Consider the following 25,530-nt stretch of genomic DNA (forward strand, 5'->3'; position numbering starts at 1 on the left):
CCCCGCTGTTTTGGCATTGAAGCAAGTGCCGCCCGCATATACTTCAGGGCCATGAAAAAAATCGGTTTTCTATCATTCGGGCACTGGACGCCCTCGTCGCAATCGCAGGTGCGCTCGGCTTCCGACGCGCTGCTGCAGTCCATCGATCTCGCCGTCGCGGCCGAGCAGCTCGGCGCCGACGGCGCCTATTTCCGCGTGCATCATTTCGCCCGCCAGCTCGCCTCGCCATTTCCGCTGCTGGCGGCGGTCGGCGCCAAGACCAGCCGCATCGAGATCGGCACGGCGGTCATCGACATGCGCTACGAGAATCCGCTCTACATGGCCGAGGACGCAGGTGCCGCCGACATCATCGCCGGCGGCCGGCTGCAACTCGGCATCAGCCGTGGCTCGCCCGAACAGGTGATCGATGGCTGGCGCTATTTCGGCTATCAGCCGCAGGAAGGCAAAAGCGACGCCGACATGGCGCGGCATCACGCCGAGGTCTTTCTTGACACGCTGCGCGGCCAGGGGTTCGCGCAACCCAATCCACGGCCGATGTTCCCCAACCCGCCCGGGCTGCTTCGGCTCGAGCCGCATTCGGAAGGCCTGCGCGAGCGCATCTGGTGGGGTGCGGCCACCAACGCCACCTCGGAATGGGCGGCCAAGCTCGGCATGAATCTGCAGAGCTCGACGCTGAAATTCGACGAGAGCGGCAAGCCGTTCCATATCCAGCAGGCCGAACAGATCCGGATCTATCGCGAGGCCTGGAAAGCGGCCGGGCACGAGCGCGAGCCGCGCGTCTCGGTCAGCCGCAGCATCTTCGCGCTGGTCGACGACCGCGACCGCGCCTATTTCGGCCGCGGCAATGAGAGCCGTGACCAGATCGGCTTCATCGAGGAGAATACGCGGGCGATCTTCGGCCGCAGCTACGCCGCCGAGCCCGACGTGCTGATCAAGGAATTGGCGCAGGACGAGGCGATCGCCGAGGCCGACACGCTGCTGCTCACCGTGCCCAACCAGCTCGGCGTCGACTACAACGCCCATGTCATCGAGGCGATCCTGACCCATGTCGCGCCGGCCCTGGGCTGGCGCTGACGGCCGCGCCATGTAACCATCGATCGCGGCGGGCGATTCAGGAGGTTACGGCATGGGGAAGAAGGCTTTGATTGCCTGGGGCGGTTGGGAAGGCCACACGCCGGAACGCAGCGCCAACGTCATTCGCGCGCTGCTTGAGCGCAACGGCTTCGATGTCACGCTGGGCCAGGGCACGGCGATGTTCGCCGATCCGGAACTGCCTTCCTTCGATCTCATCGTGCCTGCCATCACCATGTCGACGATCGAAAAGGCCGAGCTGCAGAACCTGACTGCCGCGGTTCGCGAAGGAACAGGCCTTGGCGGCTTCCACGGCACGATGGGCGACAGTTTCCGCAACGAGCCCGATTACCAGTTCATGACCGGCGGCCAATGGGTCGCGCACCCCGGCAACATCATCGACTATCGGGTGGTGATCACACAACCCGACGACCCGATCACCAAAGGCGTCGGTGATTTCGCCTACCGGTCGGAGCAGTATTACATGCATGTCGACCCTAGCAACGAGGTGCTGGCGACCACCACTTTCAGCGACGCGCATTTCCCGGGCATTGACGGGGTCGTGATGCCGGTGGTCTGGAAGCGTCGGTATGGCGCGGGAAAGGTTTTCTACAGTTCGCTTGGGCACACGGCGGATGAGTTCGCGGTGCCGGAAATGGCGGTGATTGTCGAGCGTGGTTTGCTTTGGGCGGCGCGGGGATAGCGGCAATGGTGGTGCTCTGCGGCGCCCACCTTCTGTGACGGTCGGTCGAGACCAACCATGGCTTAGAAACAAATGGGATTTGCAAGAAAACTTCGAACCATGCTCGGCCTTCGACGAGCTCCAAAGCCGGAAAACATACCGCAGCATGCATCGATTGGCCGTAGAACACTCTTCTACACAAAGCCCAGCAATATCTTTGGCTGTGACGAGACCTCACCGCTTGAGATAGGAGCGTTCTGCTCCATAGCGGAGGAGACGCTATTCCTTTGTCGTGCCAATCATCCGACGCACTTTGTCTCGACTTTTCCATTCGAAGTCCACATGACAAATTCGATCGCGGCCTATGATGATCTGGTGGTCAACGGGCCGACAAAAATCGGCAACGATGTCTGGATTGGACGACGCGCAATCATCCTGCCGGGAATAACCATTGGAGACGGTGCCGTTGTCGGAGCCGGCTCGATCGTCACGAAGGACGTCGCACCCTACGCGGTGGTCGCCGGAAATCCTGCCAGGTTGATCCGGAACAGATTTACGGATGACCAGATCGCCAGTTTGCTCGCTATTCGCTGGTGGGAGTGGAGCGACGAGAAGATCAAGGCCGAACTGCCGACGTTCTTCGGATCGATTGATGCCTTCATCGCCGCCAACCGTGCATCATAGCCCAGCCCTCACCCAATTCCGCCCGTGACCACATAGGCGCCAACGGTGCGTCCATCCTCAAGCCGCACCACCGCGGTTACGATCGAGCCATACGAACCACACCAGACGCTGTGGAACCGCTGATGCTCGGCGGCCGGCACAAACACACGCCCGCTGAAGTGCGGGCCGCTCCGCTGCATCGCGACCGTCTGTCCGTTGACATGCACTTTGATGCTGGCGTTCTCCGCCTCGGCCGGCAGGTCGAGCGTGATGGTGATCTCATGCTGATCGCCTGAGGTCAGCGTCTCTGCGGCAAGCGCGATTGCGAGCGGACGTGCCTCACCGTTGCCAGCTTGGCTGGGTCGACCTGAAAACACATCGTCGGCGAGTTCAGGCGTGCGGGGCGGGCTTGTGCGGCGCTGGGTGGCGGTCTCGTAGTCGCCGGCCATGCGCAGCAGGCTTTCGTCGTCATAGGCCTTGCCGGCGAAGGTCAGGCCGACCGGCATGCCGATATCGGCCATCGTGCCCATCGGCACGGTGACGGTCGGAATGCCGAAATGGCGCCAGACCAGATTGCCGTTGGCGACCCAGGTGCCGTTGCGCCAGGCAAGGTCCGCCGACGCCTCGTTGATGTCGGCGTCGGCCGGGCCGACATCGGCGGCGGCGGGCAGCACCACGGCGTCGATGCCTTGCGCGTCGAGCCAGTCCTCGAAATCGATCCGCCGTGTCGCTTCCAGCCCCTTCAGGCCCTCTTCAAGCGTCGGGATATCCCTGAAGGGCGTGACGCCGGATTTGGCGCGCTCGACATACTCCGCCAGGTCGAAGCCGCCCTCGTAGCGATCAGGCAATGTGCCCGGCGGCTGCGGGAAAATCCTTGGGCCATCCACCGAAGCGAGATCGGGGATGTTCGGGTCGGCGTTGGCGCGCAGGAAATCGTCCCAGCCCCACATGCAGAGATCCCAGATTTCGCGGTCGGCGAAATCCGGCGGCACCAGCCCGCGCTCGACCATGGTGCGGGCGCCGGGACGGTCGCGCTCGTAATTGGAGACGACGGGAAAATCGACCTCGACCACCTCTGCGCCAAGCCGCTTGAGATCGGCCGCCGCCTGCTCCCACAGGGCAAGCACCGAGGCGCGGGTTTCGATCGGTTTGTCTGCCTCGCTGTCGCGGCCGATATACATTCTTGGAACGCCGAGCCGCTTGCCCTTTAGCGAGCCCGAAAATACCAGATCGGTATAGCGTTGCGGCCGTAGGTCGGCGCTTTTCGGCAGTTCGACCCAGGGCTGCGCGCGCCAGAAATCGCCCCGCGTCTGCGGGTCGTCGGCGACGATCACGTCGAGCAACTCCAGCATGTCTTGCATGGTCCGCGTGTGCGGCACCACGACATCCATCGTCGGCACCAGCGGCCAGTTCCCGCGCACGGAAATGACGCCGCGCGACGGGGTGTAGGCGACGAGCGCATTGTTGGTGGCCGGCGCCCGGCCGGACGACCAGGTCTCCTCGCCGAGACCGAAGGCGCAGAAGCTGGCGGCCGTTGCAGTGCCCGAACCATTCGATGACCCCGACGCGAAGGCGGCGGTCAGGTAATCGGCATTGTAGGGGCTTTCGGCGCGGCCATAGACACCGCGTTGCATGCCGCCATTGGCCATCGGCGGCATGTTGGTGAGGCCGATCAGCACCGCCCCGCCGGCGCGCAGCCGGGCGATGGTGAAGGCGTCCTCATTGGCGACCAAATGTTCGAAGGCCGGCGAGCCGGACGCGACCGTCAGGCCTTTGACTTTGTAGCTGTTCTTGGCGGTGTAGGGGATGCCGTCGAGCGGCCCGAGTACAGCACCTTCGCGCCGCCGCTGGTCGGAAGCGGCGGCTTCTTCGAACATAGCTGGATTGAGCACGGGGACGGCGTTGAGGCTGATACCATGCCGGTCGAAATGCGCGATGCGCCTGAGATACGCCGCGACCAGCTCGACACTGGTGACCGTGCCGTCATCGAGGGCGCGGCGCAGTTGGTCGATCGTCGCTTCGACGAGGTGAAGGCTGGCATAGGTCATCACTGGTTCCAGGCTGTTGTCCGCACGCCATGGATGAGCGAGCCCGCCGGCTTCGGCAAGGGCCAATCGGCAGTCTTTGTCGGAACGTATTGTTCCTGCCTGTACCTTGCCGGCAGGGCTCAGGCGTCCCCGCCGCTCTCCTTCATCCTCTCGATGATCCCGGCCATCAGCGCCAGGTCGCGGCGGGAATCGGCGAGGTCGGTCAACGGCTTGGTGCCTTCAGCGATGTGGCGGTGGAAAATCTCCAGTTCGTTGGAGAAAGCATCGCCATAAAGCGGGCCGAAGCTTTTCGTCACCGGGCCGAGCGGGCCGGCTTCGGTCACTTCCAGCCGGGTCGGCAGGCTGCGGATGTAGGGCGTGTCGTAGATGATGCGCACGCGCCGGGTGTTGGAGCGCACTTCGATCATGGCGTCGAACAGGCCGAGATCGTCGACCACCGCGTCATAGAGGCAAGCGAAATGGCCGTAATCGAAGGTGACCGAGGTGTTGGCGCCGCCATTGGTGCGGTGCGCGGCGACCACGCCCTTGGGCTCGCCAATGAGCCCGCGCATCGCCGAGATGTGGTGCGAGGACAACGCCGTCAGCCCGCGATAGGCGCGCACCAGGTCAGCCGGCGCGTCGGTGCCGACAACCTCGCGGATCAGCGCGTCGCGCTCCCTGGCGCCGCGCGCCAGTAGGGCAGGGTCGATGTCGTTGGGGTAGAGGATGTTCCGGCTCTTCTTCAGGAAATGCCGGCCCTCCGAGATCAGGTCGAAGATGCGGACATGGGTAATGTCGGCATGGGCGGGCAATTCGTCCCGGGCCGCCAGGTAGGCCGGCGCGTAGCGGCGCATATAGCCGACGAACAGGGTCTTCCTGTAGGCCGGCATCAGCGCCAGCAACTCGTCGATCTCACGCACCGTGAGACAAGCGGGTTTTTCCAGCAAAATGTGCTTGTCGGCTTGCATGGCCGCGCGCACAAAGCGGCTGTGAGTGTCGTCCGACGACAGAACGAAGACGACGTCGATGTCGGGTGAATTGATCAGCGCCTCGGCCGTGTCGAAGGCTCTGGCGGCATATTCGGATGTGACGAGCGCCACCAGGCTCGGAGAGACGTCGAAGACGCCCGCGATTGCCCAGCAGTCGCGCTGGTCAGCCAGAACAGGCAGATGGATCGACTGCGCGACCTCCCCAAGACCCACAAGCCCGACACGAAGTGGTGCCACTCTCAAACTCCCTTGATTTCATTTTGTAGGGTTGGCCGAAGCGGCCAACGATTGATTTCACGGTTGGGCAGATCACGCCGCTCCGGTGACCAGCGCGACCAATTCGTTGCCTGACGTCTCCGAGGCACGCACGGTCGCCGCCATCTTTCCCGCCCGCATCACCCAGATCTGGTCGGACAGGCGCCGCACCTGATCGAAATTATGGCTGACCAAGATGACCGAGACCGACTGTTCGCGCAGGCGGCGGATCAACGCCTCGACATTGGCGGTCTCCTGCACGCCAAGCGCTGCCGTCGGTTCGTCCATCACCACCAGCTTGGCGCCGGAGCCGACGGCGCGGCAGATCGAGATCGCCTGCCGCTGGCCACCCGACAGGCGGCGCACACGTTGATTGATCGACGGCACGTTGATCGACAGGCGCGACAGCATGGAACGGGCCTCGCGCTTCATCGCCTTGCGGTCGAGGAAAGCGAAGGGGCCGATGCGGCGCACGAGCTCGCGGTTGAGGAACAGGTTCTGCGCCACCGTCAGTTCGTCGATCAGCGCCAGGTTCTGGTGCACGGTCTCGATGCCGGCCTTGCGCGCCCCGTCCGGGTTGGAGAAGGGGTGCTCGCGACCGTCAAAGACGATCGAGCCGGCATCCGGCACATGCACGCCGACCAGGCAGCGGATCAGCGTCGACTTGCCAGCGCCATTGTCGCCAATGACGGCGGTGACCTCGCCGCGGCGCGCCTGGAAGGCGACGTCGGTGAAGGCGCGCACGCCGCCGAAATGCTTGCTCAGGCCATTGCAGGCGATGATCGAGTCCGAGGCGGAGGAAAGGCTGACGGCGCTCATTTCTGGTACCGCATGATCAGCGCTGCCAGCACCACGATGGCGCCCACGGCAAGCGGTTGGTAGAAGGCCGAGACGTTGAGCAGCGTCAGCCCGTTGACCAGCGCGGTGAGCATCAGCGCGCCGATGGCCGGGCCTAATATGCTGGCGCGGCCGCCGAACAGGCTGACGCCGCCCAGCACCACCGCCGCCACGGAATTCAAGAGCAGGCTGGTGTTGATCTGCGGTTCGGCCGAGCCGATGCGGGCAACCAGCAGGATGGCCGCAATGCCGGCGCAGAAGCCGGAGATGGTGTAGGCGGCGATCTTGACGCGGTTGGTGCGAATGCCGAGCGCGCCGGCGCTTTCGACCTGGCCGCCGGTCGCCAAGAGATGGACGCCGAAGCGCGTGTGGTAGAGCGCGATATGGGCCACAATCACGGCCGCGATCGCCACCCAGACCGGATAGCCGAACGGCCCGAACGAGCCCGAAGCGAGTTTCAGCAGGAAGGTCGAGCCGACCATCGTCGGTTCGCCGCCCGACAGGATCAGGCCAAGCCCGGTGATGCCAGACAGCGTGCCGAGCGTCACCACGAAATCGGGGATCTTGCCGGCGGTGATGATGAGGCCGTTGAGGAAGCCGATGGCGCTGGTGGCGAGCACCGCGAGCACGCAGGCGATGAAGATGCCGTAGCCCGCCGCGTTGACGAGACCAAGGATGATGGCGCCAAGCATGACGGCCGCCGCCAGTGACAGGTCGATGCCTGACGTCGCGACGACGAAGGTCTGGCCGATCGACAACACGACCAGGATAGCCGCCGCCAGCAAGAGCGCCTGCAGATTGGCGACGCTGAGAAAGACCGGCTGGGCGATGCCGAAGACGATGACGAGACCGACCAGGCCGACGACGGACGCCCAGTCGGCCCAGAAGGAAGGATCCAGGAGGAGAGCCGACAGGGAGGGGCGGCTCTCCTCCGCCGCGCCCGCCGAATGGGCGACGGGCGCGTTGTCCGTGGGATTGCTCACTTCAGCATCTCGCGGAAGGGATCGGGATAATCGCCGCCGGGACGCGGAAAGTTCTTCAGCGAGGCGTCGGCATTGGCCTTGTTGATCAGGAGCACGGGTGCGGGCACGTTGGCGGGCAGTTCCTTGCCCTTGGCGGCCAATGCACAGGCTTCGACACCCATGGCGCCGACGACATAGGGATATTGCGCGACGGTGGCCGTGAGTTCGCCTGCCGCGATCGATTTCAGCGCGTCGACGATGCCGTCGAGGCCGATCACCTTGACGTCCTTGCCCGAGGTCTGCACGGCGCGTTCGACGCCGAGCGCCATGATGTCGTTGGCGGCGAAGAAGCCGGCAAGATCCGGGTGCGCCGCGAGGATGTCGGTGGCGGCGGTCAACGCCTTCTCACGATCCCAGTCGGCGCTCACCATCACCACGACCTCGAGCTTGCCCTCGACGGCCTGCTTGAAGCCCTTGATGCGGGCATTGGAGCCGACATCGCCCACGATGCCGGCGATCAACGCCACCTTGGCGCCCTTGGGCACCAGCTTCAGCATTTCCTCGCCGGCCAGCGCGCCGGCGGCGACATTGTCGGTGCCGATATAGGTCGAGACGGCAAAGCCGGCGGCCTTGGCCTGTTCGGCGTCGATGGTCGAGTCGATGTTGACGATCGGCTTCTTCTTCTGGGCGACCGGCACCAAAGCCTGGACGAGGTTGGAGACGCTGATCGGATTGACCAGGTAGCAATCGAAGTCCTGCATGGCCATGGCGGTCAGGCGGTCGGCCTGGCCGGTGGCGTCGCCCATATTGGCGGCGGCCTGGACGCTGACATTGACGCCACTGGTCTTGCCTTGCTCCTCGATGCCCTTCTGCATGGTCTGGAAGAAGGGGTTGTCGAGGCCCTTGACGATGGCCGCGACCTTGGCCGCGTCCTCGGCATGGGACGGCGCCGTGACGATGGTTGCCAGCAGGCCCGCGCCAAGCGTCAGGCCGTTGAAGATGCGCATTTTGTTCCTCCGCTTCTTGATTGTTGGATGTGTCTTGTCGGCAAGCCCACGGACGCCCGTGGCCGGTGCTGCGAGAGCCATGCTTGCATCGGCAACGCCACGCGGCCTGCGGCCCGGCGAACGCCAAACGTCTCGCGGACGACGGACCCCGGTCGGGACCTTTTCCATGTCAGGCATTTCTCCTCCCAGAGCGCTGACCTAGCCCCATCAGCGTTTGCGCATGTTTTATAAAAAATTGACACGCGTCAAGATTTAAAATGGTGCGAAGCGATTTTCGCTCGTTGGGCCGCAGCGCGCGCGCTTCACAAGTTCACCCCGGCAAAAAAATTCCACCCTCATGCAACCTCTGATGGGCGCGTGCGTTACAAGGCTCCCCGGGATGGTGAGGTTTGCATTGGCAAACCATGGGTGCTGCCGTCGCTGTCGTCGCCGAGCAACTGTCAGAAAAATAATGCAGATCAGACACATCGAAACGGCTTGCAAGCGCAGGCTAAAGCTCGCAGAGGTTGTGCAAAAAAGCGTGCCGTTTGAGAAGACTTAATACCGTCATCCAGCATGAAAGGGGAATCATGCCTGACCAGAATGCCCTGATCCGCGCAGCCATCGGACGGCTGTTATCCGAAAAGACCGGAGTCGCGGTCATTTCCATGAGAGAGAGTATCACAGAGTTGCTGGCAGTGACCGGCGTGGCGCTCACCATCGAAACCCTGCAGGACATGCTGCTGGAAATGGCCGAGGTGCGCGGCATGACGGTCGTGCTCGACGTTTAGAGCTTAACCTTGTCTCGGAAACCGCAAACCCCTCCAACGCAATTCCTGCGGGAAAGCAGGCCTGCACTTTTCCTGGAATTTGCTCAGGCTCCGTCTCTTTGTTTTTGACGCAATTCCCAACCGGAAAGCGCTACGCGCTTTCCCGGGCGGCAGCGGGTAGCCGTTCAGCCGCGACCGGGCCAAGGCGTTCTGCTTTGCCGGCTGGTGCAAGCGTGCCATCACCGTAGATCATGCGGCCGGCACGGAAGGTGGCGCGGACGCGTGGCACGGGATGGCGGTCGGCCACCACGAAATCGGCCAGAAGGCCGGGCTCGATGACGCCGCGATCGGTGAGCCCCAGGGCGTTGGCCGGGTTGGCGCTTGTCAGCGCCGCCGCCGCCGCGAGGCCATCGCCCCGCAGTTCCGCCAGGCCGAGCACGGCCGGCAGGATGGAGGCCGGATGATAGTCACTGGCCAGCATGTCGAGCAGCCCGGCTTCATAGGCCTGCCGGGCGGAAAGATTGCCGGAATAGGACTCGCCGCGCAGCGCGTTGGGCGCCCCCATGGCGGTATGCATGCCGAGCCTGCGGGCTTCCTGCGCCGCTTCCAGGGTCACCGGGAATTCTGAGAGCGCTGCGCCCAGGCCATGCACCAGTTCGACCTTTTCGAGCGTGTCGTCGTCATGCGAGGCGAGCACGATGCCGGCGGCCTGGGCTCGCGCCGACAGGTCCTGCAGGGCGTTCAGCACATCGCCCTGGCCATTGCGGCCCGCCATGCGCTTGCCGACGACCTCGGAGGCCGCGGCAACGGACATGCCGCGCTCCTTGGCGATGCGGGCGATGTAGAGCTCGACGTCGCGGTACTGGCCCTGTCCGGGCGTGTGGTCCATCAGCGAGATCAAATGCAGCCTGCCGGCGTCCATCAGCTTCTGCAGCGTGGGAATCGCCGGGGTGAAGGTCACTTCGAAGCGGGCGTGGATGCGGTGGTCGACCAACAAATGGTCCTTCATCCCGGCAATGGTGTCGATGATAACAGTCGTATGGTCTTGCGAGCGCAGCACGCCGCTGGTGACGCTGGCGCCGATGAAGGAAAGCGCGGCATAGGCCGTGGTGATGCCGCAGGAGGCGAGCTTCTTGTCGAGCTCTGCAATGCCGATCCGCATCGGCACGTGCACGCCGATGCGCGGCTCGACTTCCCTCTCCACCATGTCGCCATGCATGTCGATGAAGCCGGGCAGCAGCAGGCGGCCGCCACCCTCGATATCGGCATGCCCGACAGGCTTCTCGCGGATCTCGGCGATCCGGCCGTTCTCGATCCTGACGGCGCCGTTCGGGATGACGCGGTCGCGCAGGACAATTTCGAATTCACTCAGCCACATGTCATGTCTCTTGCAAGGCAGTGATTTCAAGGTGGATTTCGCGAGCGACAAGGTCGGCGACATCGTTGGGGCGATGGACGACGCCGATCATGGCGATGATGCACCGGCTTGCCGACGCCTCGATCACGATCTCTCCAGGACATGTTTTCTAGTTCACTCGAATGCCGGTTTCCATTTGATTTTTATGACATTTTCATGAAAGCCGGCGCCTCCCGGAGTGCCTGCCTCAGCCGGTGCAAGCCCGTTCCGACAGCCATTCGGCGGTTTGCTGGCTGGCCCGTTCGGCGGAAAGCTCCAAACTCAGCCCCTGCAGCAGGCCGTGCAGGAAGATCCCGGTGAAGCAGTCGCCGGCGCCGATCGTGTCGGGCACGGAAACCTGCTTCAGCGGCGTGACGTGATTGAGTGTCTTGCCGTCATAAAGCGAGATTGGGCGCAGTCCGTCGGTCAGCACCAGTGTCCTCAGGCGAGGCCCGGCAATCGGCGACGCTCGCTCCCAGATCCCTCGCGTGTCCTCGCCGGGAAAGTCGGCGCGCGATCCGATGACAATGTCGGCCGGGCGGTTCGAGGCGCTGCGCAGCGGAAACTGCGAGACGACAAGCGGGATCGTCCGCAGCGAGGCGACGAGGCCGTCGTCGAGCACCAGGGCGTTGAGATAGGCGGCGTCGCCCCTGACAGGCTCCGGCGCGGCGAAGGGAGGGCGCAGCTGGCCGCCGGTGTTCAAAATGGTGCGCTCACCGTTCGGCTCGAGTAGGATTTCGGTGAACTGGGTTTCACCGGGCCATAGGGTGACGTAGCCGGTGTCGATGCCGCTCGCCTGCAATTTGGCGAGTGCTTCCCGGCCATGGTCGTCGTCCATCAGATTGCTGATCAGCCGGACATTGTTGCCCAGCTTCGCCAACTGCGTGCCGGTGTGGAAGCCGCCGCCGCCAAGCCTGACAACCCGATCGGAATAGGTGATGCGCGAGCCCGAGGCGAGGGGCGATGACAGCGACCAGACCTGGTCGTGATTGACGTGGCCGACAACGATGACTGTGCTCATGTTCCCCCGCTTTCGGTCTTCGGTTGCCCAGGCCTGGCGCCAGTGCATCGGCGATGAGGCCGCGCGGGCACGCTCTTGGCGTACTATGACCGGGGTCGGCGTCACCGTCGACAAGCGCTTCTTCGTCAAGCGCTCCGGCGTCGGCGTGGACGCAGACACCGTCCACGCCATGGGCTTGCGCTCTCCGCGCGCACCGCCACCAAGCGTCTCCCCAAATTCCGTGAAAACGGGGGACACTGCTTCAACACCGACCAACGCGACTTCGTCGCCGTCTTCAGCCGTCAGCCCTGCACGAATTCGTAGGCCTGGGACACCAGGCCGTCACCGATCTTTCGTGTGTTGACCAGTTGCAGCGGCTTCTTGTCGCTGGTCTCGTCGAAGAGACGCTGGCCGGTTCCCAGCACGACCGGGAACACTGTCAGCCGCAGTTCATCGGCCAGGTTCTGTTCTATCAGTGTGCGCACCAGCTGATAGCTGGCATAGACCAGGATTTCCCCGTCCACTTTCCGCTTCAGCGCCGAAATCTCCTTTACCGCATCGCCATTGAGGACCGTGGTGTTGCTCCACTGAGGATGGTCGAGTGTCGAGGACACGACGTATTTGGGGATGCCGTTCATTCTGGCCGCCCACTTGCTGCCTACGCGGACGTCCATAAAGGGCGTCCGGGACGCGAACCACTCGAAGCTGCGCCTGCCCAGCAGCAGCGCCTCGGCACCCAGCACTTCCTCCGTCTCGTTGGCGGTCCAGTCTTCGAGGTCCTTGGCCCCTGCGGACTGGCGGAACCAGCCACCCAGCTCGAAGCCTTCCTGGCCGTCCGGATCCTGGACCACTCCATCGAGTGTGGCATTTGTGCTGATGACGATCTTTCCCATTTCGGTGCTCCTTTGACGATATTGTCGCTGGTGTAGACGCCGCGGCATCGCAAAAGGGGGCGCTCCGCGACCGCCCCTTTTGAGCCCTGGCCGGCGTCCATACAGTATGGAACTGCACAGAAGGAGGCGTGGCGTTGGCGAGAACGGACCTGATGTCGAGGGCGCGGAGCGGCGACGGCGAGGCATTCCGGGCACTGACCGAGCCGCATCGTCGCGAGCTGCAGGTGCACTGCTACCGGATGCTCGGATCGTTTCAGGATGCCGAGGACGCTCTCCAGGACACGATGCTCGCTGCCTGGCGAGGTCTCGAACGTTTCGACGGACGTGCCTCGCTTCGCACCTGGCTGTACCGCATCGCCACCAACCGCTGCCTCGACGTGCTGCGCTCCGCTCGCCGACGTCCTGCAAAGCAGTGGGATATCCCGGGTATCGAACCGCCCGAACCCACTGGACTCGGCGAAATTCCCTGGCTCGAGCCCTATCCCGACGCCCTTCTGGACGGCGCGATCAGCGTGCCGCTCGGTCCGGAGGCGCGCTACGAGCAGACCGAATCCATTTCCCTGGCCTTTGTGACCGCCCTGCAGATCCTGCCGCCTCGCCAGCTCGCCGTCCTCATCCTGCGCGATGTCCTTGGATTCCACGCGCACGAGGTCGCCGACATGCTGGACACGTCAGTTGAATCGGTCAAAAGCGCTCTCAAACGCGCGCGTGCGGGAATGCAGCGCCGACTGCCGGTAACCACTGACCGAGAGCCGCCGCCAGCCGGCAACTCACCTGGCGAGGACGCGATCGTGGCGAAGTTCGTCAGCGCCTACGAATCCGCCGACATCGATGCGATGGTGGCTCTGTTGACCGACGACGTCTTCTTGTCGATGCCGCCGGTGCCGCTGGAATATCGGGGCCGAGACATTGTGGCCCGCTTCTTTGCCCCCATCTTCGGCTCGGGACGGAGATACGAACTGGTGCCGACGCGCGCCAATTGTCAGCCGGCATTCGGCGTCTACCGGCATACCCCCACAGGTATCCACGGTTCAGGCCTCTTCGTGCTGGCTCTCGCCGACGACCGGGTCTGCGCCATGACCGCCTTCGAAAAGACGGTCCTGCCCAAATTCGGCCTGCCGCAATCCCTCCCGGGTGCACAGTAGATCGCCTTCGGCCTGACCGCAGAACCGCTCAGGGTTTTCCTATAGCCGCTGGAAGGCGCGAAACGGCCAGGGGACGAAGGTCACCTCTCAGCCGAATACAGCCGACAAGTCACGCAGGCGTTCCCAGATGCCCACGCCGCCTGCTTACCCGCGCTTCTCAATCACCGCATACAGGACGTTGCGGTTCTCGCCGAAGAACACCTTGGCCTCCACCGCGTTGCGGTCGACGCTGGCGTTGACGATGTTCCACATGTCGACCTCCGAGCGCAGCAGCAGCACCCAGTCCATGAAGGTTTCCCGGTAGCCGGCGTCAGGGGTGCCCTCGGCGTAGTTGGCGAACAGGAATGTGCCGTTCGGCTTCAGCATCTGCAGGCAGGTCTTGGTAAGTTTCACGGCGACATTGTGCTGGAGGTAGTCGTAGAGGCCCGAGGCGTAGATGAGATCGAACTTGCCGAGCTTGTGGCCCCGCGTCAGCACGGTCCGCACCGAGCCGTCGATGGCCTCGACCGCGGTGCCCTGGAAGTCGCGTGCGATCAGTCCGACGCTTTGCGGGTCCTGGTCGAGCGCGACCCAGCGCTTGAGACCGCCCTCGGCCAAGGCGACGGAGCGGTTGGCTTCGCGCAGATGGCCTGCGGCGATGGCGAGCACCTCGGTTTCGGGTCCGTTCTTGGCCGCCGTCTCGTCGACATAGCGGGTCAGGAGATTACGCCGTTCGCGTGCCGCCACGCATGACGGAACGTTCTGGGTATGGCTGTAAAGCGCCTTGCCGATCTCCGAGGCGCTGGCCACGCTCTCGGCCACGTGCGGGTCGCAATAGATGTAGTCGAGCAGCTGCGCGTCGCCGGAATAGCCCCTGGGCTTGGTGAACGACCAGTGCGTCAGCGGATCCTGGAGAAAATACTCCAGGATCGGGTGGTTCTGCGCCACCGGTATCAAGGCCTGCCAGACGTCCGAATGCACCTTGGCCCGCAACCCGCTGAGCATCGACAACAGCCGGCGAACGATCTCGGCGGGATACTTTTGCTGCTCGATCTGCTGCTGTGTGGCGTGGAGGATCAGTGCCAGTTCCGCGCGGGCGGTTTCGAACTCTTCGCCATGATGCTCGAGCTTACCTCGGCGCAGACTGTCGGCGATGATTTCTGCGGTAATCAGGCTTTGGCCATCAAACACGGTTTGCACACCAGGACTCCTTGGTTAACAGTCAGTTAACTTATTGCGTAGAATGCTCCATTTGCCAACGGCGCTTCGGACGCATTTTATTGTTATGATTAATTTCCCGCTAACCATCTCAATTTATTAGCGATCTTGCAGATAAGATTCTGGGTTCGAGTTAACGCAAACTTGTCTGGCGCCATCGCATTTTACCGCGTGGCAATCGTGTCGCGTCCCAAGGAGTCGTCCTGCGTGGGGGCAGAAGCTGGAAAAGAGTTCGGAGCGCAAAATCCCCCAACACTGGGATTTGTGAGCGAACGCGCGTCGTCCAGATCGGCCGATACGGTTGATGTGGAGCCGTATGATCCGCGCCAGGAACTGGGGGCGGCGGAACTGCGCATCCTTTACCGCGCCGAAGCCCTGGCGAAGCGACGGAAAGACGCCAGGCCTGGGCTCTGGATCGCCGTCGTCATCTACGTGCTGTTTTCGGTATCGGACCTGCTGCTGATACCTGACGTGGCGGCCTACACGATCACGGCGCGCTTCGCGGTCGGATTGGCCGCTCTGCTGACCCTGGAAGCACAGCTTCGCCGGGGCGTGGCGACGGAGTGGCTCGACGTGACCTGCGCCGCGGCGATCATCTTCGGCTATGTCGGCTGGTTGTTCCCGGCATCCCTGGGCGCCAACAAGGAAACCGTTGCCTACTACATGGTGTTCGGCACCATTTTCATGATGAGTGCCAATCTATTTTTCACGTTCAGCTTCAAAGTGTCGATCATAACGTCGACGATCATATTGTGCATCCTGTACGTGGTGAACTATTTCCTGCCCGCCTCGCTGTCATACAAGATGGTGTTCGGGACGTTCTATGTTTCGTGCTTCACCTTCACCTCCTATGTGAACTGGAAGCTGAATGAAGAGCGCTACAACGTCTTCCTGAACGCGCTGGAAGCCAAGATCCAGCACAAGGAGGCCACCGAACGCGGCAAGGCCCTGCTCAGACTGTCGCGGACGGATCCGCTCACCGGCCTGGAAAACCGGCGCGCCATCGACGAGAAGCTGCGCGATTACTGGAGCGACTGGCAGAAGCTTGGCAACGGCTTCGCGGCCATCCTCATCGACGTCGACTTCTTCAAGAAGTTCAACGACTGCTACGGCCACCAGGAAGGCGACCGCTGCCTGATCCATGTCGCCAACGCGCTGAGCGACCTGATCAGGGACTACAATGGCTCGATCGGGCGTTATGGCGGCGAGGAATTCATCGTGCTCGCCCGCATGGACAAGAAGGACCAGGTCGCGGAACTGGCGGAAGCCATTTGCCGCACGGTGGAGACCCTGGCGATCACCCATGAGTTGCGGCGCGACGGTATTTCGATCGTGACGGCGAGCGTGGGTGCTGCGTTCACCAGGACGCAGGCCGGCGCCAAGCTGGAGAAGATCATCCACGAGGCGGATCGCGCGCTCTATCTGGCAAAGGCCAGCGGCCGCAATTGTGCCAGGCTGTTCGACCCGACCGATCCGCAGAGCAGCGACGAGAGCGAGAACCTCGCGGCGCTGCTGAAGATCGCGATCGGCCAGGGCCTCGTTTCACTCGTCTACCAGCCCATCCAGGATGTCGTGTCGGGCCGCGTCGAAGCGGTGGAGGCGCTGATGCGTCTCAAGATGCTGGACGGAACCCTGGTTCCACCGAGCCTGTTCATTCCCGTGGCGGAACGCACCGGCGCGATCCTGGAACTCGGCCGCTGGGCAATACGGACGGTGTGCACCGAGCTGCTGGCGGACGATCACGTCCCTCTCGTCAGTGTCAACGTCTCGCCGATCCAGCTCAAGACGCCTGGCTTCGCCGCGTCCGTCGCGACCATTCTGGGCGAGACGGGCGTGACCGGCAACAGGCTGGCCTTCGAGATCACCGAAGGTCTCGAGATGGAGATGCACTCGGACATCCTGCGCTGCATCAGCGACCTGAAGCTGCTTGGCATCAAAATCTGGCTCGACGATTTCGGCACCGGCTTCGCCGGCCTTTCGTGGCTGCGTCTGATCGATTTCGACACGGTGAAGATCGACCGCTCGTTCCTGCACGATTGCGGCACTCCGAAAGGCATGGCCATGCTGCAGGACATCATCGCGCTGGTGCGCAATCGCGGCCACCAGATCCTGGTCGAAGGCGTGGAAACCGACGAGCAGATCGCGCTGATGCGCGAGTTCGGCATCGACAGGATCCAGGGTTTTCGCGTTGGCCGTCCGGTTCCTGCCGCGAGCTTCCAGGCAAGGCGGGGCGTCCAGAAGCGTCCGTTCCTCAGGTCCGCATAACAGAGGCGGGCGAACTCACCCCAGCAGATTGCGCGCCGTGCGCATGAAGATCCTCGAGCCGATCGGGATCAGGTCGTCGGGAAAATCATAGTCGGGATTGTGCAGGGAAGGGTGCCGTTCGCCGGCACCGAGGAAGAACATCGCCGATCTCGCGCTATGGCCGAACAGGCCGAAATCCTCCGAGGCGCGCATCGGCAGGGCTTCCTGCCCGTGCACGACGCCTTCCTCATCGAGCGCGCGTTGCAGGTGCTCCACCGCGTCCGGGGCGTTGACGCTGGCGACGAAGATTTCGTGATAATCCCAGCGTGCGGAGAGGCTATGGCGGGCCGCGATCTCGGTGACCAGCGCTTGCGCCGCGGCGCACAGATCCGCCATGCGCTCGTCGCGGCGGGTGCGCAGCGTCGCCCACACCTCGGCATGTGCGGGCGCGATGCCGAACACGGCTTCGCCCATCGCGGCATGGGTGACGGTGACCATGGAAAAATCGTCGTCGGCGAAGGTGGCGCGGCCGAGCGCGGGCAGCGCCGGCATCAGTTCCGAGATCGCCGGCATCGGCGAAATGCCGGTCTCGGGCATGGAGGAATGCGCGGTCTTGCCCTCGAGCACGATGCGCATGCCGCGCGAGGCGCAGTTGACCACGCCGGGCTTGAGCCGCACCTCGCCGAACGGCACGCCGGGCAGATTGTGCAGCGAGAAGGCGAAATCCGGCGCGATCTCGCCATAGCGCGGATCGGCGACGACGCCGGCAGCACCATTGCCGGTCTCTTCCGCCGGCTGGAACATCAGCACGACGCGGCCGCTGGCCGGGCGCTCGCGCCCGAGCTGGCGGCCAAGGGCGGCCAGGATCGCGGTGTGCCCGTCATGGCCGCACATATGCGACTTCCCCGGCACTTGCGAGGCATGCGGCACGCCGGAAAGTTCCTCGATCGGCAGTGCGTCGAGTTCGGAGCGGAACAGCACGGTCGGCCCGGCCTTGCCGCTGTCGTAGACGGCCGCCACGCCATGCCCGCCGAGGCCGGTCAGGACCTTGTCCGGCCCGGTGTCGGCGAGGAAGGAGACGACTTCCTTCGCCGTCTTTTCCTCCTCATTGGAGATTTCCGGCTGCCGGTGCAGCTTGCGCCGCCATTCGGTCAGCTCGACGATATCCCGGTTGGTCAGGGTCATGCGTTTGCGCCTCCGTTTGTTCCGATCGGCACAGTGTCGCAAACGCCGCTAGCGCACGCGATTGGGGCAGAGCGCTTTGAACTGGTCCAGCGTCACATCGTATGACGAGGCGCCGGAGCCATCGAGCACCACATTGTCATCGATCGATGTGATCAGGTAATCCGTGGTCACCTCACTGCCCTTGTTGCGGCCCTGGAACAGCATGTTGGCGCCATAGAAGGTGGTGAATTTACCGGTCTTGCAGTTGGCCGTGATTTCGAAGTGCAGCGGCGACTTCATTTCCGCGTCAATGCACTCCTTGGAGAAATCGTGGCCATATTCGCGGCAGTAGACGCCGGCCTTCTGCCTGTTGTGCTTGGCCAGGATGCTGGCCTGCTCGGAGCCGATGCCCGACCTTTTGACGATGGTGAGTTCCATTCCCACCTTGTTGCCGTAGTAGATGGTCCTGGCTTCGGCAGAGGTGGCCAGCAGCAGGGCGGGAAGCACGAGCAGAAGACGTCGCATGAAAAATCCTCCCTTTGGCCGGGAGGATTTCACGCACGCGATCGCACGGTCAAGGCCTCAACGCACAACCGCCGCCGATGGGCATGTCATCGGCGGCGGCGCTACGCAGTTTCTGGACTGGCCTTACTGATTGATCTCCGGCTCGACCAGCTTTGCCAGGTTCCGCAGCGACTCCTGCCAGCCGAGATAGCAGGCCTCGACCGGGATGACGTCGGGAATGCCGGCCTGGGTGATGTCGATCTCGGTGCCGACCGAGACTTTTTTCAGGATCACCGTCACCTGGATCTCGCCGGGCAAATTGGGATCGTCGAACCTGTCGGTGTAGCGCAGGCGCTCGCCCGGAACGAGTTCGAGATATTCGCCGCCGAAGGCATGGCTGCCGCCGGTGGTGAAGTTGCGGAACGACATCTTGAACGTGCCGCCGACCTTGGCCTCGAGATGATCGACCGTGCAGGTGAAGCCGTTCGGCGGAAGCCATTTGGCCAGCGCGTCGGCTTCGACGAAGGCGCGATAGACCTTTTGCGGGCTGGTGGTGAGAACGCGGTGCAAACGTACGGTACCGGGCATATCGTGTCCTTTCATGATGCCAGTTCGATGTCCCAAGGACGAACGGGGCTTGACCGATCCGACACGGGCTCGCAAATTTTTCGAGAACCCGGCCACGGGGCTGTCACGAAGGCGTAGGGCAAAACAGGTCGATTTGGGACTCGATTTTACGGTGGCTGGACTAATCGTCGCAAACGACGAACCCGATAGCCATTATGAGGAGAGTGTTTATAACGGTCGCTGAAATCGCGATATCCAAGGGGAGACGATGCGCTACATACGTCCGCTTTCAATCGAAGATGCCGTCGGCCAATTGGCCGGATCGGCTGGCACGGCAGCCATTCTGGCCGGAGGCAGTGACCTCTTGGTGAGGATGAAGGGGGGCTTCGTCGAGCCCGACCTGATCGTCGACATCAAGTCGATCGCCGGCTTGAGCGACATCCGCGAAACCGCCGACGGCTTCAGCATCGGTGCTGCCGTTCCCTGCGCCGTGCTGGGCGAGAATGCCGCCCTGAAGAAATCATGGCCGGGCGTCGTCGAGGCGGCCAAGCTGATCGGCTCCAAGCAGGTGCAGGGACGCTGCACCATCACCGGCAATCTGTGCAACGCCTCGCCGGCGGCGGACAGCGTGCCGGCATTGGTGGCCGCGGGCGCCAAGGCGGTGATTGCCGGACCCTCGGGCAAGCGCACCATTGCCGTTGAGGCCGTGCCGACCGCGCCGGGCAAGACCTCGCTCGCCAAGGGCGAGATCATCGAGGCGATCCTGCTCGACAAGCGCTCGCCGCGCTCGGGCGATGCCTATCTGCGCTTCATTCCGCGCACCGAGATGGACATCGCCGTGGTCAGCGCCGGGGTGAACCTGACGATCGACGAGCATGGCGTCGTCACAGCCGCCCGCGTGGCGCTGGGCGCGGCGGCACCGACCGTGCTGCTGGTCGACGAGGCCGCCGAGGCGCTTATCGGCAGGAAGCTCGACGAGGCAGCTCTCGAGCGGTTGGCAAAAGTCTGCGCCGGCGCCTGCCGCCCCATCGACGACAAGCGCGGTACCATCGAATTCAGACGGAAAGTCGCGGGTGTGCTGGCCAGACGTGCCGCAACGACCGCCTACGCACGTGCAGGAGGCAAATAATGGCTGGCATTGCAGTCTCGACGACAATCAACGGCGACAATATCGAATATCTCTGCCAGCCTGACGAGACGCTGCTCGACGTGCTGCGCGACCGGCTCGGCCTGACCGGCGCCAAGGAAGGCTGCGGCACCGGCGACTGCGGCGCCTGCAGCATCATCCTCGACGACCGGCTGGTCTGCTCGTGCCTGGTGCTCGGCGCCGAGGCCGAAGGCCGGCGCATCGAGACCGTCGAAGGCATGGCGCATGGCGACCAGCTGCATACGCTGCAGCAGAAATTCCTCGAGCACGCCGCGCTGCAATGCGGCATCTGCACGCCGGGCTTCCTGATCGCGGCCAAGGACCTTTTGGCGAAAAACCCCGACCCGACCGAGGAGGAAATCCGCTTCGGTCTCGCCGGGAACCTCTGCCGCTGCACCGGCTATGACAAGATCGTGCGCGCCGTCCAGGATGCCGCAATTGTGATGAAGGGAGCCTGAAGATGAATTTCGATCCGCGTTTTTCCGGGCGTAAATTCGCATCCGTCGGCACGCGCCCCATCCGCCCCGACGGCGTCGACAAGGTGACGGGCCGCGCCCGCTACGGGGCCGACTTCAACATGGCCGGCCAGCTGGTCGGGCGCGTGCTGCGCAGCCCGCATGCGCATGCGAAAATCCTCAAGATCGACATTTCGAAGGCGGAAAAGCTGAACGGCGTGAAGGCGGTGATCACGGCGAAAGACCTGCCCGACCTCACCGATGGCGATGCCGCCATGTACGACATCCTCGACAATTGCATGGCGCGCACCAAGGCGCTCTATGACGGCCATGCGGTGGCCGCCGTCGCGGCGATAGATGCCCGCACGGCAAGGCAAGCGCTGAAGCTGATCGAGGTCGAGTACGAAATCCTGCCGCATGTCACCGATGTCGACGAGGCGATGCAGCACCACGCCCCGCTGATCAACGACACGATCTTCACCGAGGGGCTGGAGGAAAAGCCGGTAAAGCCCTCCAACGTCACCAAGCGCAGCCAGTTCGGCCATGGCGACGTCCATCAGGGCTTTGGGCACGCCGATTTCATCGTCGAGCGCTCCTTCAAGACCGAGCAGACGCACCAGGGCTATATCGAGCCGCATGCCTGCGTGGCGAGCGTTTCGTCCGACGGCACCGCCGACCTCTGGGTCTGCACGCAGGGCCATTTCGTCTATCGCCAGCATTGCGCCCAGCTGCTCGGCATGGAAGCCTCGAAGCTGCGCGTCACCTCCTCCGAGATCGGCGGCGGCTTCGGCGGCAAGACCCATGTCTGGGCCGAGCCGGTGGCGCTTGCCCTGTCACGCAAGGCAGGCCGGCCGGTGAAGCTGGTCATGACCCGCGACGAGGTTTTCCGCGCCTCGGGTCCGACCAGCGCCACCTCGATCGACGTCAAGATCGGCGCCCGCAAGGACGGCACCATCACCGCCGCCGAAGCGACGCTGCGCTACAGCGCCGGCCCCTATGCCGGCTCCTGGGCCGAGATCGGCGCCATGACGGCGTTCGCCTGCTACAAGCTCGATAACGTCAAGACCGTCGGCTACGAAGTGCTGGTCAACCGGCCCAAGACCGCGGCCTATCGCGCGCCCTCGGCGCCGATGGCGGCCTTCGCGGTGGAAAGTGCCGTCGACGAGCTCGCCAAGGAGCTTGGCATGGATCCGGTCGACTTCCGCATCAAGAACGCCGCGCAGGAAGGCACGCGCTCGTCCTACGGCCCGGTCTATGGGCCGATCGGCATCGGCCCGACGCTGGAAGCGGTGAAGCACCATCCGCACATGAAGGCGCCGCTCAAGAAGAACCAGGGCAGGGGCATGGCCTGCGGCTTCTGGTTCAATTTCGGCGGCCAGACCTGCGTGGACCTCAACATCGGCATGGACGGCTCGGTGTCGCTCGCCGTCGGCACGGTGGACGTGGGCGGCTCGCGCGCGTCGCTGTCGCTGGTGGCGGCGGAGGAGCTCGGCATCGACTATGCCCAGCTCAAGGCGGTGGTCGCCGACACGTCCTCACTCGGTTACAACGACATGACCGACGGCAGCCGCGGCACCTTCTCGTCCTCCATGGCGACCATCTCGGCCGCCCGCAACGCGATCAAGATCCTGCGCGAGCGTGCCGCGCAGATGTGGGACATTTCCGTCGACGACGTGGTCTGGGAACTGGGCCACGCGGTCGCCAAGGGCGAGAAGCACGGCAATCTCGGCAAACTGTCGCTGAAGGAGATCGCGGCCGAATCCGGCAAGACCGGCGGGCCGATCGCCGGTCACAGCGAGCTCGTCGCCGACGGCGCCGGCGTCTCCTTCGCCACCCATATATGCGACATCGAGGTCGACCCCGAGACCGGCTCGACCCGGGTGATCCGCTACACGGTGGTGCAGGATGCCGGCAAGGCGGTGCACCCGACCTATGTCGAGGGCCAGTACCAGGGCGGTGCCGCGCAAGGCATCGGCTGGGCGCTCAACGAGGAGTATATTTACGGCAAGGACGGAAGGCTGCAGAACGCCGGCTTCCTCGACTACCGCATCCCGGTGTGCTCCGACCTGCCGATGATCGACACGCAGATCCTGGAAATCCCCAACCCCAACCACCCCTATGGCGTGCGCGGCGTCGGTGAAACCTCGATCGTGCCGCCGCTGGCCGCCATCGCCAACGCGGTGTCGAACGCCGCCGGCGTGCGCATGACCCACATCCCGATGTCGCCCCCGCGCATCCTGGCGGCCATCGAGGCGGAACGGGGAGGCTGAGCATGATGCCGAAAAGTGCGAAGCGGTTTTCGGATAACATCATGCTCCATCAGGAATAGAGGTCTGGCGAATGGTCGAAGTCACCCTTTGGGGCGCGCTCGGCCAGCTCGCCGGCGGCAAGAGCAAGGTCGAGGTCGAAGCCAAGGACATCAGGGAACTGTTCAGGAAACTGGCTGAACAGTATCCCGGGTTTGAACCGTGGATCGATCGCGGCATAGCAGTTGCGATCGACGGGACGATTTATCGGGATACGTGGTCGAAGAAGCTGCCGGAGGGGGCGGAGATTTTTCTGCTGCCGAGGTTGGCTGGGGGGTGAGGGGGCAGTGGCTCGCTGCCATCATTTGGCGCGTCAAGGTGTCGAACGTCTTGGTAGGGGCCGAAAGCAGGCCGTCCGGTATCCGACTGCACCCGGAGACAAGCTGCCGTTTAGCTTGTGGCCCTACAACAAACGTTGGAGCACTGTTGAATTACCGCGTCAGACGTGGGCTCTGGCGAGGCGTTGCAATGCCGCAGACAAGCTCAGATTCGTGCCTTAGCCCGCACGCCTCCACCATCCGACGGGATGGTAAGTTCGTTGGTGAGATAAGCTCGTAGACGTGGGTCGCGTTGAGATCGCGGAATACGCTGACAATCATACGCGCGTTGACATAGCTGCCCAACCCTTTACCCCGCTGCGCTTCCGCCACAGCAACAAGCCCGCCCCAAGCATATTGGTGATAGGGGCTGAAGGAGTTGTGTGGCAGGTAGCCGTGAGCCGCTGCCACTACAGTGCCGTCCTTTTCACCAATCGTCATAGTGGATGCGGGGCCTACGCCGCCCGTCAGCATTGAGCCTGAAAACGGCACCACGCCCGCATCATTCATAAGGGTCTGAATTCTAGCCATGTCCCTACCCTGCGGGTCGGCCGGCCGCTCAAGCTCCCTAAATTCGTCCGGTAGACCATGTGACAGGATTGCCTCCGAAGCTGCGAGAGCGGAACGGCGATCAGCGAGGAAAACGTCCCATCTATCGAAGCGGAAACCCTGCGCTTCCAGATGGGACTGTAGCTTGTCCGCATTGCTGGATGGGATAAGACGGAAGCCGCAGACGCCGTCGCGATCGAGAAATTCAGCAATCCGTGCCCAGCCCAGTCGCTCGGGGTCGTCGCAGCCCATGGTACGCCCTGTCTGGCAGGCACCGGCTGTTACGTTGATGAACTCAGCACTCGCCTCCGCCTGGGCCTGCAGGCGCTGCTGTATCGGCGTGCCGAAATAGCCTGTCATGATTGTTCCCTCCGAGGGTTCAACCTACCCAGAGAGAAATAACTTGCCAAGCAACCGTCGCCACGAACGCTAGCCGTCCCATCGCAAACATGCGGAGCCATACGCATGGCCACGGCGCCTCAGCCGTCCCGTCTGTTCGGTAATTGGCACGGCCACCGGTTTCATCACGATGTATTGTGTCCGATCTAATCGGACACGTTATGGTCCACGAGCTAGGATCGCATCGAAATTGCAATCAACGAGTCGGCGACGCGGTCGAGGCGGCAGGAGTTGTCAGCGTTGGCGACGGCGCAGCCCTCGTCGCCGGCCAGATTACTGAATGGCGGCTTTGGCAACATAGAATCGCGGCACGAATGACTGACTTGAGGCGCGAAGCTGTCCGGCAGCTTGGCCGGACGACAACCATGCGGTCCCGGCGTTGAAGGCAGCGGAGCGGACCTGCCGTCGACCTCGTGTCGACATTCCGCCGAAGCCAACCGTCGAATTGTTGAAGCTTTATCGTCGCCGATGAGTTATCCCCCAACCAACACTGTTCGACACGGAGTTGCGACCAATTGAGCGTAGCCTTTGCCAAGGAGGAAAGTGCTGAGGCAGCGTCGGAAACCATCCTGCCGGCTCGGCCTATTTCCGATCGGATCAACCTCGTCACCGAGGCCGGTCTCAGGATGCTGCATGGTGAATTGGCGCGCGCCCGGCAGGCGCTTGAGGCCGCCAGCGTGCTGGAAGACGTCAATGAGAGGCGGCGGCAGTCGGCGGTTCCGGTTCGCGATGTCACCTATTATGCCGAGCGCGTCCGTACGGCGCAGCTCATGCCGGCGCCGGCGTCCAATGACGTGGTCGCCTTCGGGCACACCGTTACCTTCGCGCGCGATGATGGCCGCACCCAGACCTTCCGCATCGTTGGTAAGGATGAGGCCAACCCCGCGCAAGCTTCCATCTCGCATGGTTCACCGGTGGCGATCGCGCTGATCGGCAAGAGCGTTGGCGATGTTGTCCAGCTCGGGCAGCGCGAGCTCGAGATCCTGTCCATTTCCTCGTAGACTC

General features: G+C 63.6%; 25 protein-coding genes. 11 read left to right on the forward strand and 14 right to left on the reverse strand.

Features of this window, described 5'->3' with window-relative positions:
• The first annotated feature begins 51 nt into the window (after positions 1–51).
• The 3 genes from JG747_RS14365 to JG747_RS36980 all read left to right on the forward strand — a co-directional run bounded on the left by JG747_RS14365 (position 52) and on the right by JG747_RS36980 (position 2,437).
• Positions 52–1,074 carry an LLM class flavin-dependent oxidoreductase gene (locus JG747_RS14365; RefSeq protein WP_010910824.1) on the forward strand — a complete coding sequence of 341 codons (1,023 nt, stop codon included), beginning with the start codon at positions 52–54 and terminating at the stop codon, positions 1,072–1,074.
• Positions 1,075–1,126: 52 nt separating this feature from the next.
• The gene (locus tag JG747_RS14370; RefSeq protein ID WP_019859725.1) at positions 1,127–1,774 is read left to right on the forward strand and encodes a ThuA domain-containing protein; all 648 of its coding nucleotides are present in this window, start codon (positions 1,127–1,129) and stop codon (positions 1,772–1,774) included.
• Between the two features lie 321 nt (positions 1,775–2,095).
• On the forward strand, positions 2,096–2,437 hold the full coding sequence (locus tag JG747_RS36980; RefSeq protein ID WP_019859723.1) for a CatB-related O-acetyltransferase: 342 nt from the start codon (positions 2,096–2,098) through the stop codon (positions 2,435–2,437).
• 8 nt (positions 2,438–2,445) lie between these two features.
• Here JG747_RS36980 and JG747_RS14380 read toward each other — a convergent pair whose 3' ends face one another.
• The 5 genes from JG747_RS14380 to JG747_RS14400 form a co-directional block, all read right to left on the reverse strand.
• Positions 2,446–4,464, reverse strand: a complete 2,019-nt coding sequence (locus JG747_RS14380) for an amidase (protein ID WP_038653095.1) — start codon at positions 4,462–4,464, stop codon at positions 2,446–2,448.
• A 119-nt stretch (positions 4,465–4,583) separates the two neighbouring features.
• Complete coding sequence (locus JG747_RS14385; RefSeq protein WP_038648567.1) at positions 4,584–5,669, reverse strand: Gfo/Idh/MocA family protein; 1,086 nt, start codon at positions 5,667–5,669, stop codon at positions 4,584–4,586.
• A gap of 72 nt (positions 5,670–5,741) precedes the next feature.
• Positions 5,742–6,506: an ATP-binding cassette domain-containing protein gene (locus tag JG747_RS14390; RefSeq protein WP_038648565.1), complete on the reverse strand. Its 765-nt coding sequence runs from the start codon at positions 6,504–6,506 to the stop codon at positions 5,742–5,744.
• Positions 6,503–7,507, reverse strand: coding sequence for an ABC transporter permease (locus JG747_RS14395; RefSeq protein ID WP_019859719.1), 1,005 nt, complete (start codon positions 7,505–7,507; stop codon positions 6,503–6,505). Before JG747_RS14395 ends, JG747_RS14390 begins: the two co-directional genes overlap by 4 nt.
• Complete coding sequence (locus tag JG747_RS14400; protein ID WP_027047129.1) at positions 7,504–8,493, reverse strand: sugar ABC transporter substrate-binding protein; 990 nt, start codon at positions 8,491–8,493, stop codon at positions 7,504–7,506. Before JG747_RS14400 ends, JG747_RS14395 begins: the two co-directional genes overlap by 4 nt.
• Positions 8,494–9,062: 569 nt before the next feature.
• On the opposite strand from JG747_RS14400, the gene JG747_RS14405 reads away from it, so the two are divergent.
• Positions 9,063–9,263 (forward strand): hypothetical protein, encoded by a 201-nt coding sequence (locus JG747_RS14405; RefSeq protein ID WP_202362037.1) that lies wholly within the window; start codon positions 9,063–9,065, stop codon positions 9,261–9,263.
• A 130-nt stretch (positions 9,264–9,393) separates the two neighbouring features.
• On the opposite strand, the gene JG747_RS14410 is transcribed toward JG747_RS14405, so the two are convergent.
• The 4 genes from JG747_RS14410 to JG747_RS14420 all read right to left on the reverse strand — a co-directional run bounded on the left by JG747_RS14410 (position 9,394) and on the right by JG747_RS14420 (position 12,531).
• Complete coding sequence (locus JG747_RS14410) at positions 9,394–10,620, reverse strand: alpha-D-ribose 1-methylphosphonate 5-triphosphate diphosphatase (RefSeq protein ID WP_202362038.1); 1,227 nt, start codon at positions 10,618–10,620, stop codon at positions 9,394–9,396.
• A gap of 1 nt (position 10,621) precedes the next feature.
• On the reverse strand, positions 10,622–10,747 hold the full coding sequence (locus JG747_RS37525; protein WP_274609709.1) for a hypothetical protein: 126 nt from the start codon (positions 10,745–10,747) through the stop codon (positions 10,622–10,624).
• 99 nt (positions 10,748–10,846) lie between these two features.
• A complete protein-coding gene (locus JG747_RS14415; RefSeq protein WP_038653091.1) occupies positions 10,847–11,659 on the reverse strand; it encodes a PfkB family carbohydrate kinase in 813 nt (270 codons plus the stop codon).
• A gap of 281 nt (positions 11,660–11,940) precedes the next feature.
• The gene (locus JG747_RS14420) at positions 11,941–12,531 is read right to left on the reverse strand and encodes a dihydrofolate reductase family protein (protein ID WP_038648557.1); all 591 of its coding nucleotides are present in this window, start codon (positions 12,529–12,531) and stop codon (positions 11,941–11,943) included.
• Between the two features lie 128 nt (positions 12,532–12,659).
• On the opposite strand from JG747_RS14420, the gene JG747_RS14425 reads away from it, so the two are divergent.
• On the forward strand, positions 12,660–13,676 hold the full coding sequence (locus JG747_RS14425) for a sigma-70 family RNA polymerase sigma factor (protein ID WP_244748398.1): 1,017 nt from the start codon (positions 12,660–12,662) through the stop codon (positions 13,674–13,676).
• Positions 13,677–13,820: 144 nt separating this feature from the next.
• On the opposite strand, the gene JG747_RS14430 is transcribed toward JG747_RS14425, so the two are convergent.
• Positions 13,821–14,855 carry a class I SAM-dependent methyltransferase gene (locus tag JG747_RS14430; protein WP_019859708.1) on the reverse strand — a complete coding sequence of 345 codons (1,035 nt, stop codon included), beginning with the start codon at positions 14,853–14,855 and terminating at the stop codon, positions 13,821–13,823.
• Between the two features lie 282 nt (positions 14,856–15,137).
• Between JG747_RS14430 and JG747_RS14435 the strand changes: the two genes are divergently transcribed.
• On the forward strand, positions 15,138–17,138 hold the full coding sequence (locus JG747_RS14435; protein WP_202362040.1) for a putative bifunctional diguanylate cyclase/phosphodiesterase: 2,001 nt from the start codon (positions 15,138–15,140) through the stop codon (positions 17,136–17,138).
• Between the two features lie 15 nt (positions 17,139–17,153).
• Here JG747_RS14435 and JG747_RS14440 read toward each other — a convergent pair whose 3' ends face one another.
• From JG747_RS14440 to JG747_RS14450, 3 genes are all read right to left on the reverse strand, one after another.
• On the reverse strand, positions 17,154–18,302 hold the full coding sequence (locus JG747_RS14440) for an amidohydrolase (RefSeq protein WP_202362041.1): 1,149 nt from the start codon (positions 18,300–18,302) through the stop codon (positions 17,154–17,156).
• 48 nt (positions 18,303–18,350) lie between these two features.
• Positions 18,351–18,806 (reverse strand): hypothetical protein, encoded by a 456-nt coding sequence (locus JG747_RS14445; RefSeq protein WP_202362042.1) that lies wholly within the window; start codon positions 18,804–18,806, stop codon positions 18,351–18,353.
• A 123-nt stretch (positions 18,807–18,929) separates the two neighbouring features.
• A complete protein-coding gene (locus JG747_RS14450; protein WP_038648550.1) occupies positions 18,930–19,373 on the reverse strand; it encodes an SRPBCC family protein in 444 nt (147 codons plus the stop codon).
• A 247-nt stretch (positions 19,374–19,620) separates the two neighbouring features.
• On the opposite strand from JG747_RS14450, the gene JG747_RS14455 reads away from it, so the two are divergent.
• From JG747_RS14455 to JG747_RS14470, 4 genes are all read left to right on the forward strand, one after another.
• On the forward strand, positions 19,621–20,481 hold the full coding sequence (locus JG747_RS14455; protein ID WP_202362043.1) for an FAD binding domain-containing protein: 861 nt from the start codon (positions 19,621–19,623) through the stop codon (positions 20,479–20,481).
• A complete protein-coding gene (locus JG747_RS14460; RefSeq protein ID WP_010910805.1) occupies positions 20,481–20,957 on the forward strand; it encodes a (2Fe-2S)-binding protein in 477 nt (158 codons plus the stop codon). The genes JG747_RS14455 and JG747_RS14460 overlap by 1 nt, the downstream gene beginning before the upstream one ends.
• A gap of 2 nt (positions 20,958–20,959) precedes the next feature.
• The gene (locus JG747_RS14465) at positions 20,960–23,224 is read left to right on the forward strand and encodes a xanthine dehydrogenase family protein molybdopterin-binding subunit (RefSeq protein ID WP_202362044.1); all 2,265 of its coding nucleotides are present in this window, start codon (positions 20,960–20,962) and stop codon (positions 23,222–23,224) included.
• Positions 23,225–23,294: 70 nt separating this feature from the next.
• The gene (locus JG747_RS14470; RefSeq protein ID WP_019859698.1) at positions 23,295–23,540 is read left to right on the forward strand and encodes a MoaD/ThiS family protein; all 246 of its coding nucleotides are present in this window, start codon (positions 23,295–23,297) and stop codon (positions 23,538–23,540) included.
• Between the two features lie 151 nt (positions 23,541–23,691).
• Here the strand turns inward: JG747_RS14470 and JG747_RS14475 are convergent, their stop codons facing one another.
• Positions 23,692–24,486 (reverse strand): GNAT family N-acetyltransferase, encoded by a 795-nt coding sequence (locus JG747_RS14475; protein WP_038644648.1) that lies wholly within the window; start codon positions 24,484–24,486, stop codon positions 23,692–23,694.
• A gap of 554 nt (positions 24,487–25,040) precedes the next feature.
• Here JG747_RS14475 and greA point away from each other — a divergent pair.
• Positions 25,041–25,526, forward strand: coding sequence for a transcription elongation factor GreA (greA, locus tag JG747_RS14480; RefSeq protein WP_202362045.1), 486 nt, complete (start codon positions 25,041–25,043; stop codon positions 25,524–25,526).
• Positions 25,527–25,530 lie beyond the last annotated feature (4 nt).

Source organism: Mesorhizobium sp. 131-3-5 (genome assembly GCF_016756575.1).
Taxonomy (GTDB): domain Bacteria; phylum Pseudomonadota; class Alphaproteobacteria; order Rhizobiales; family Rhizobiaceae; genus Mesorhizobium; species Mesorhizobium jarvisii.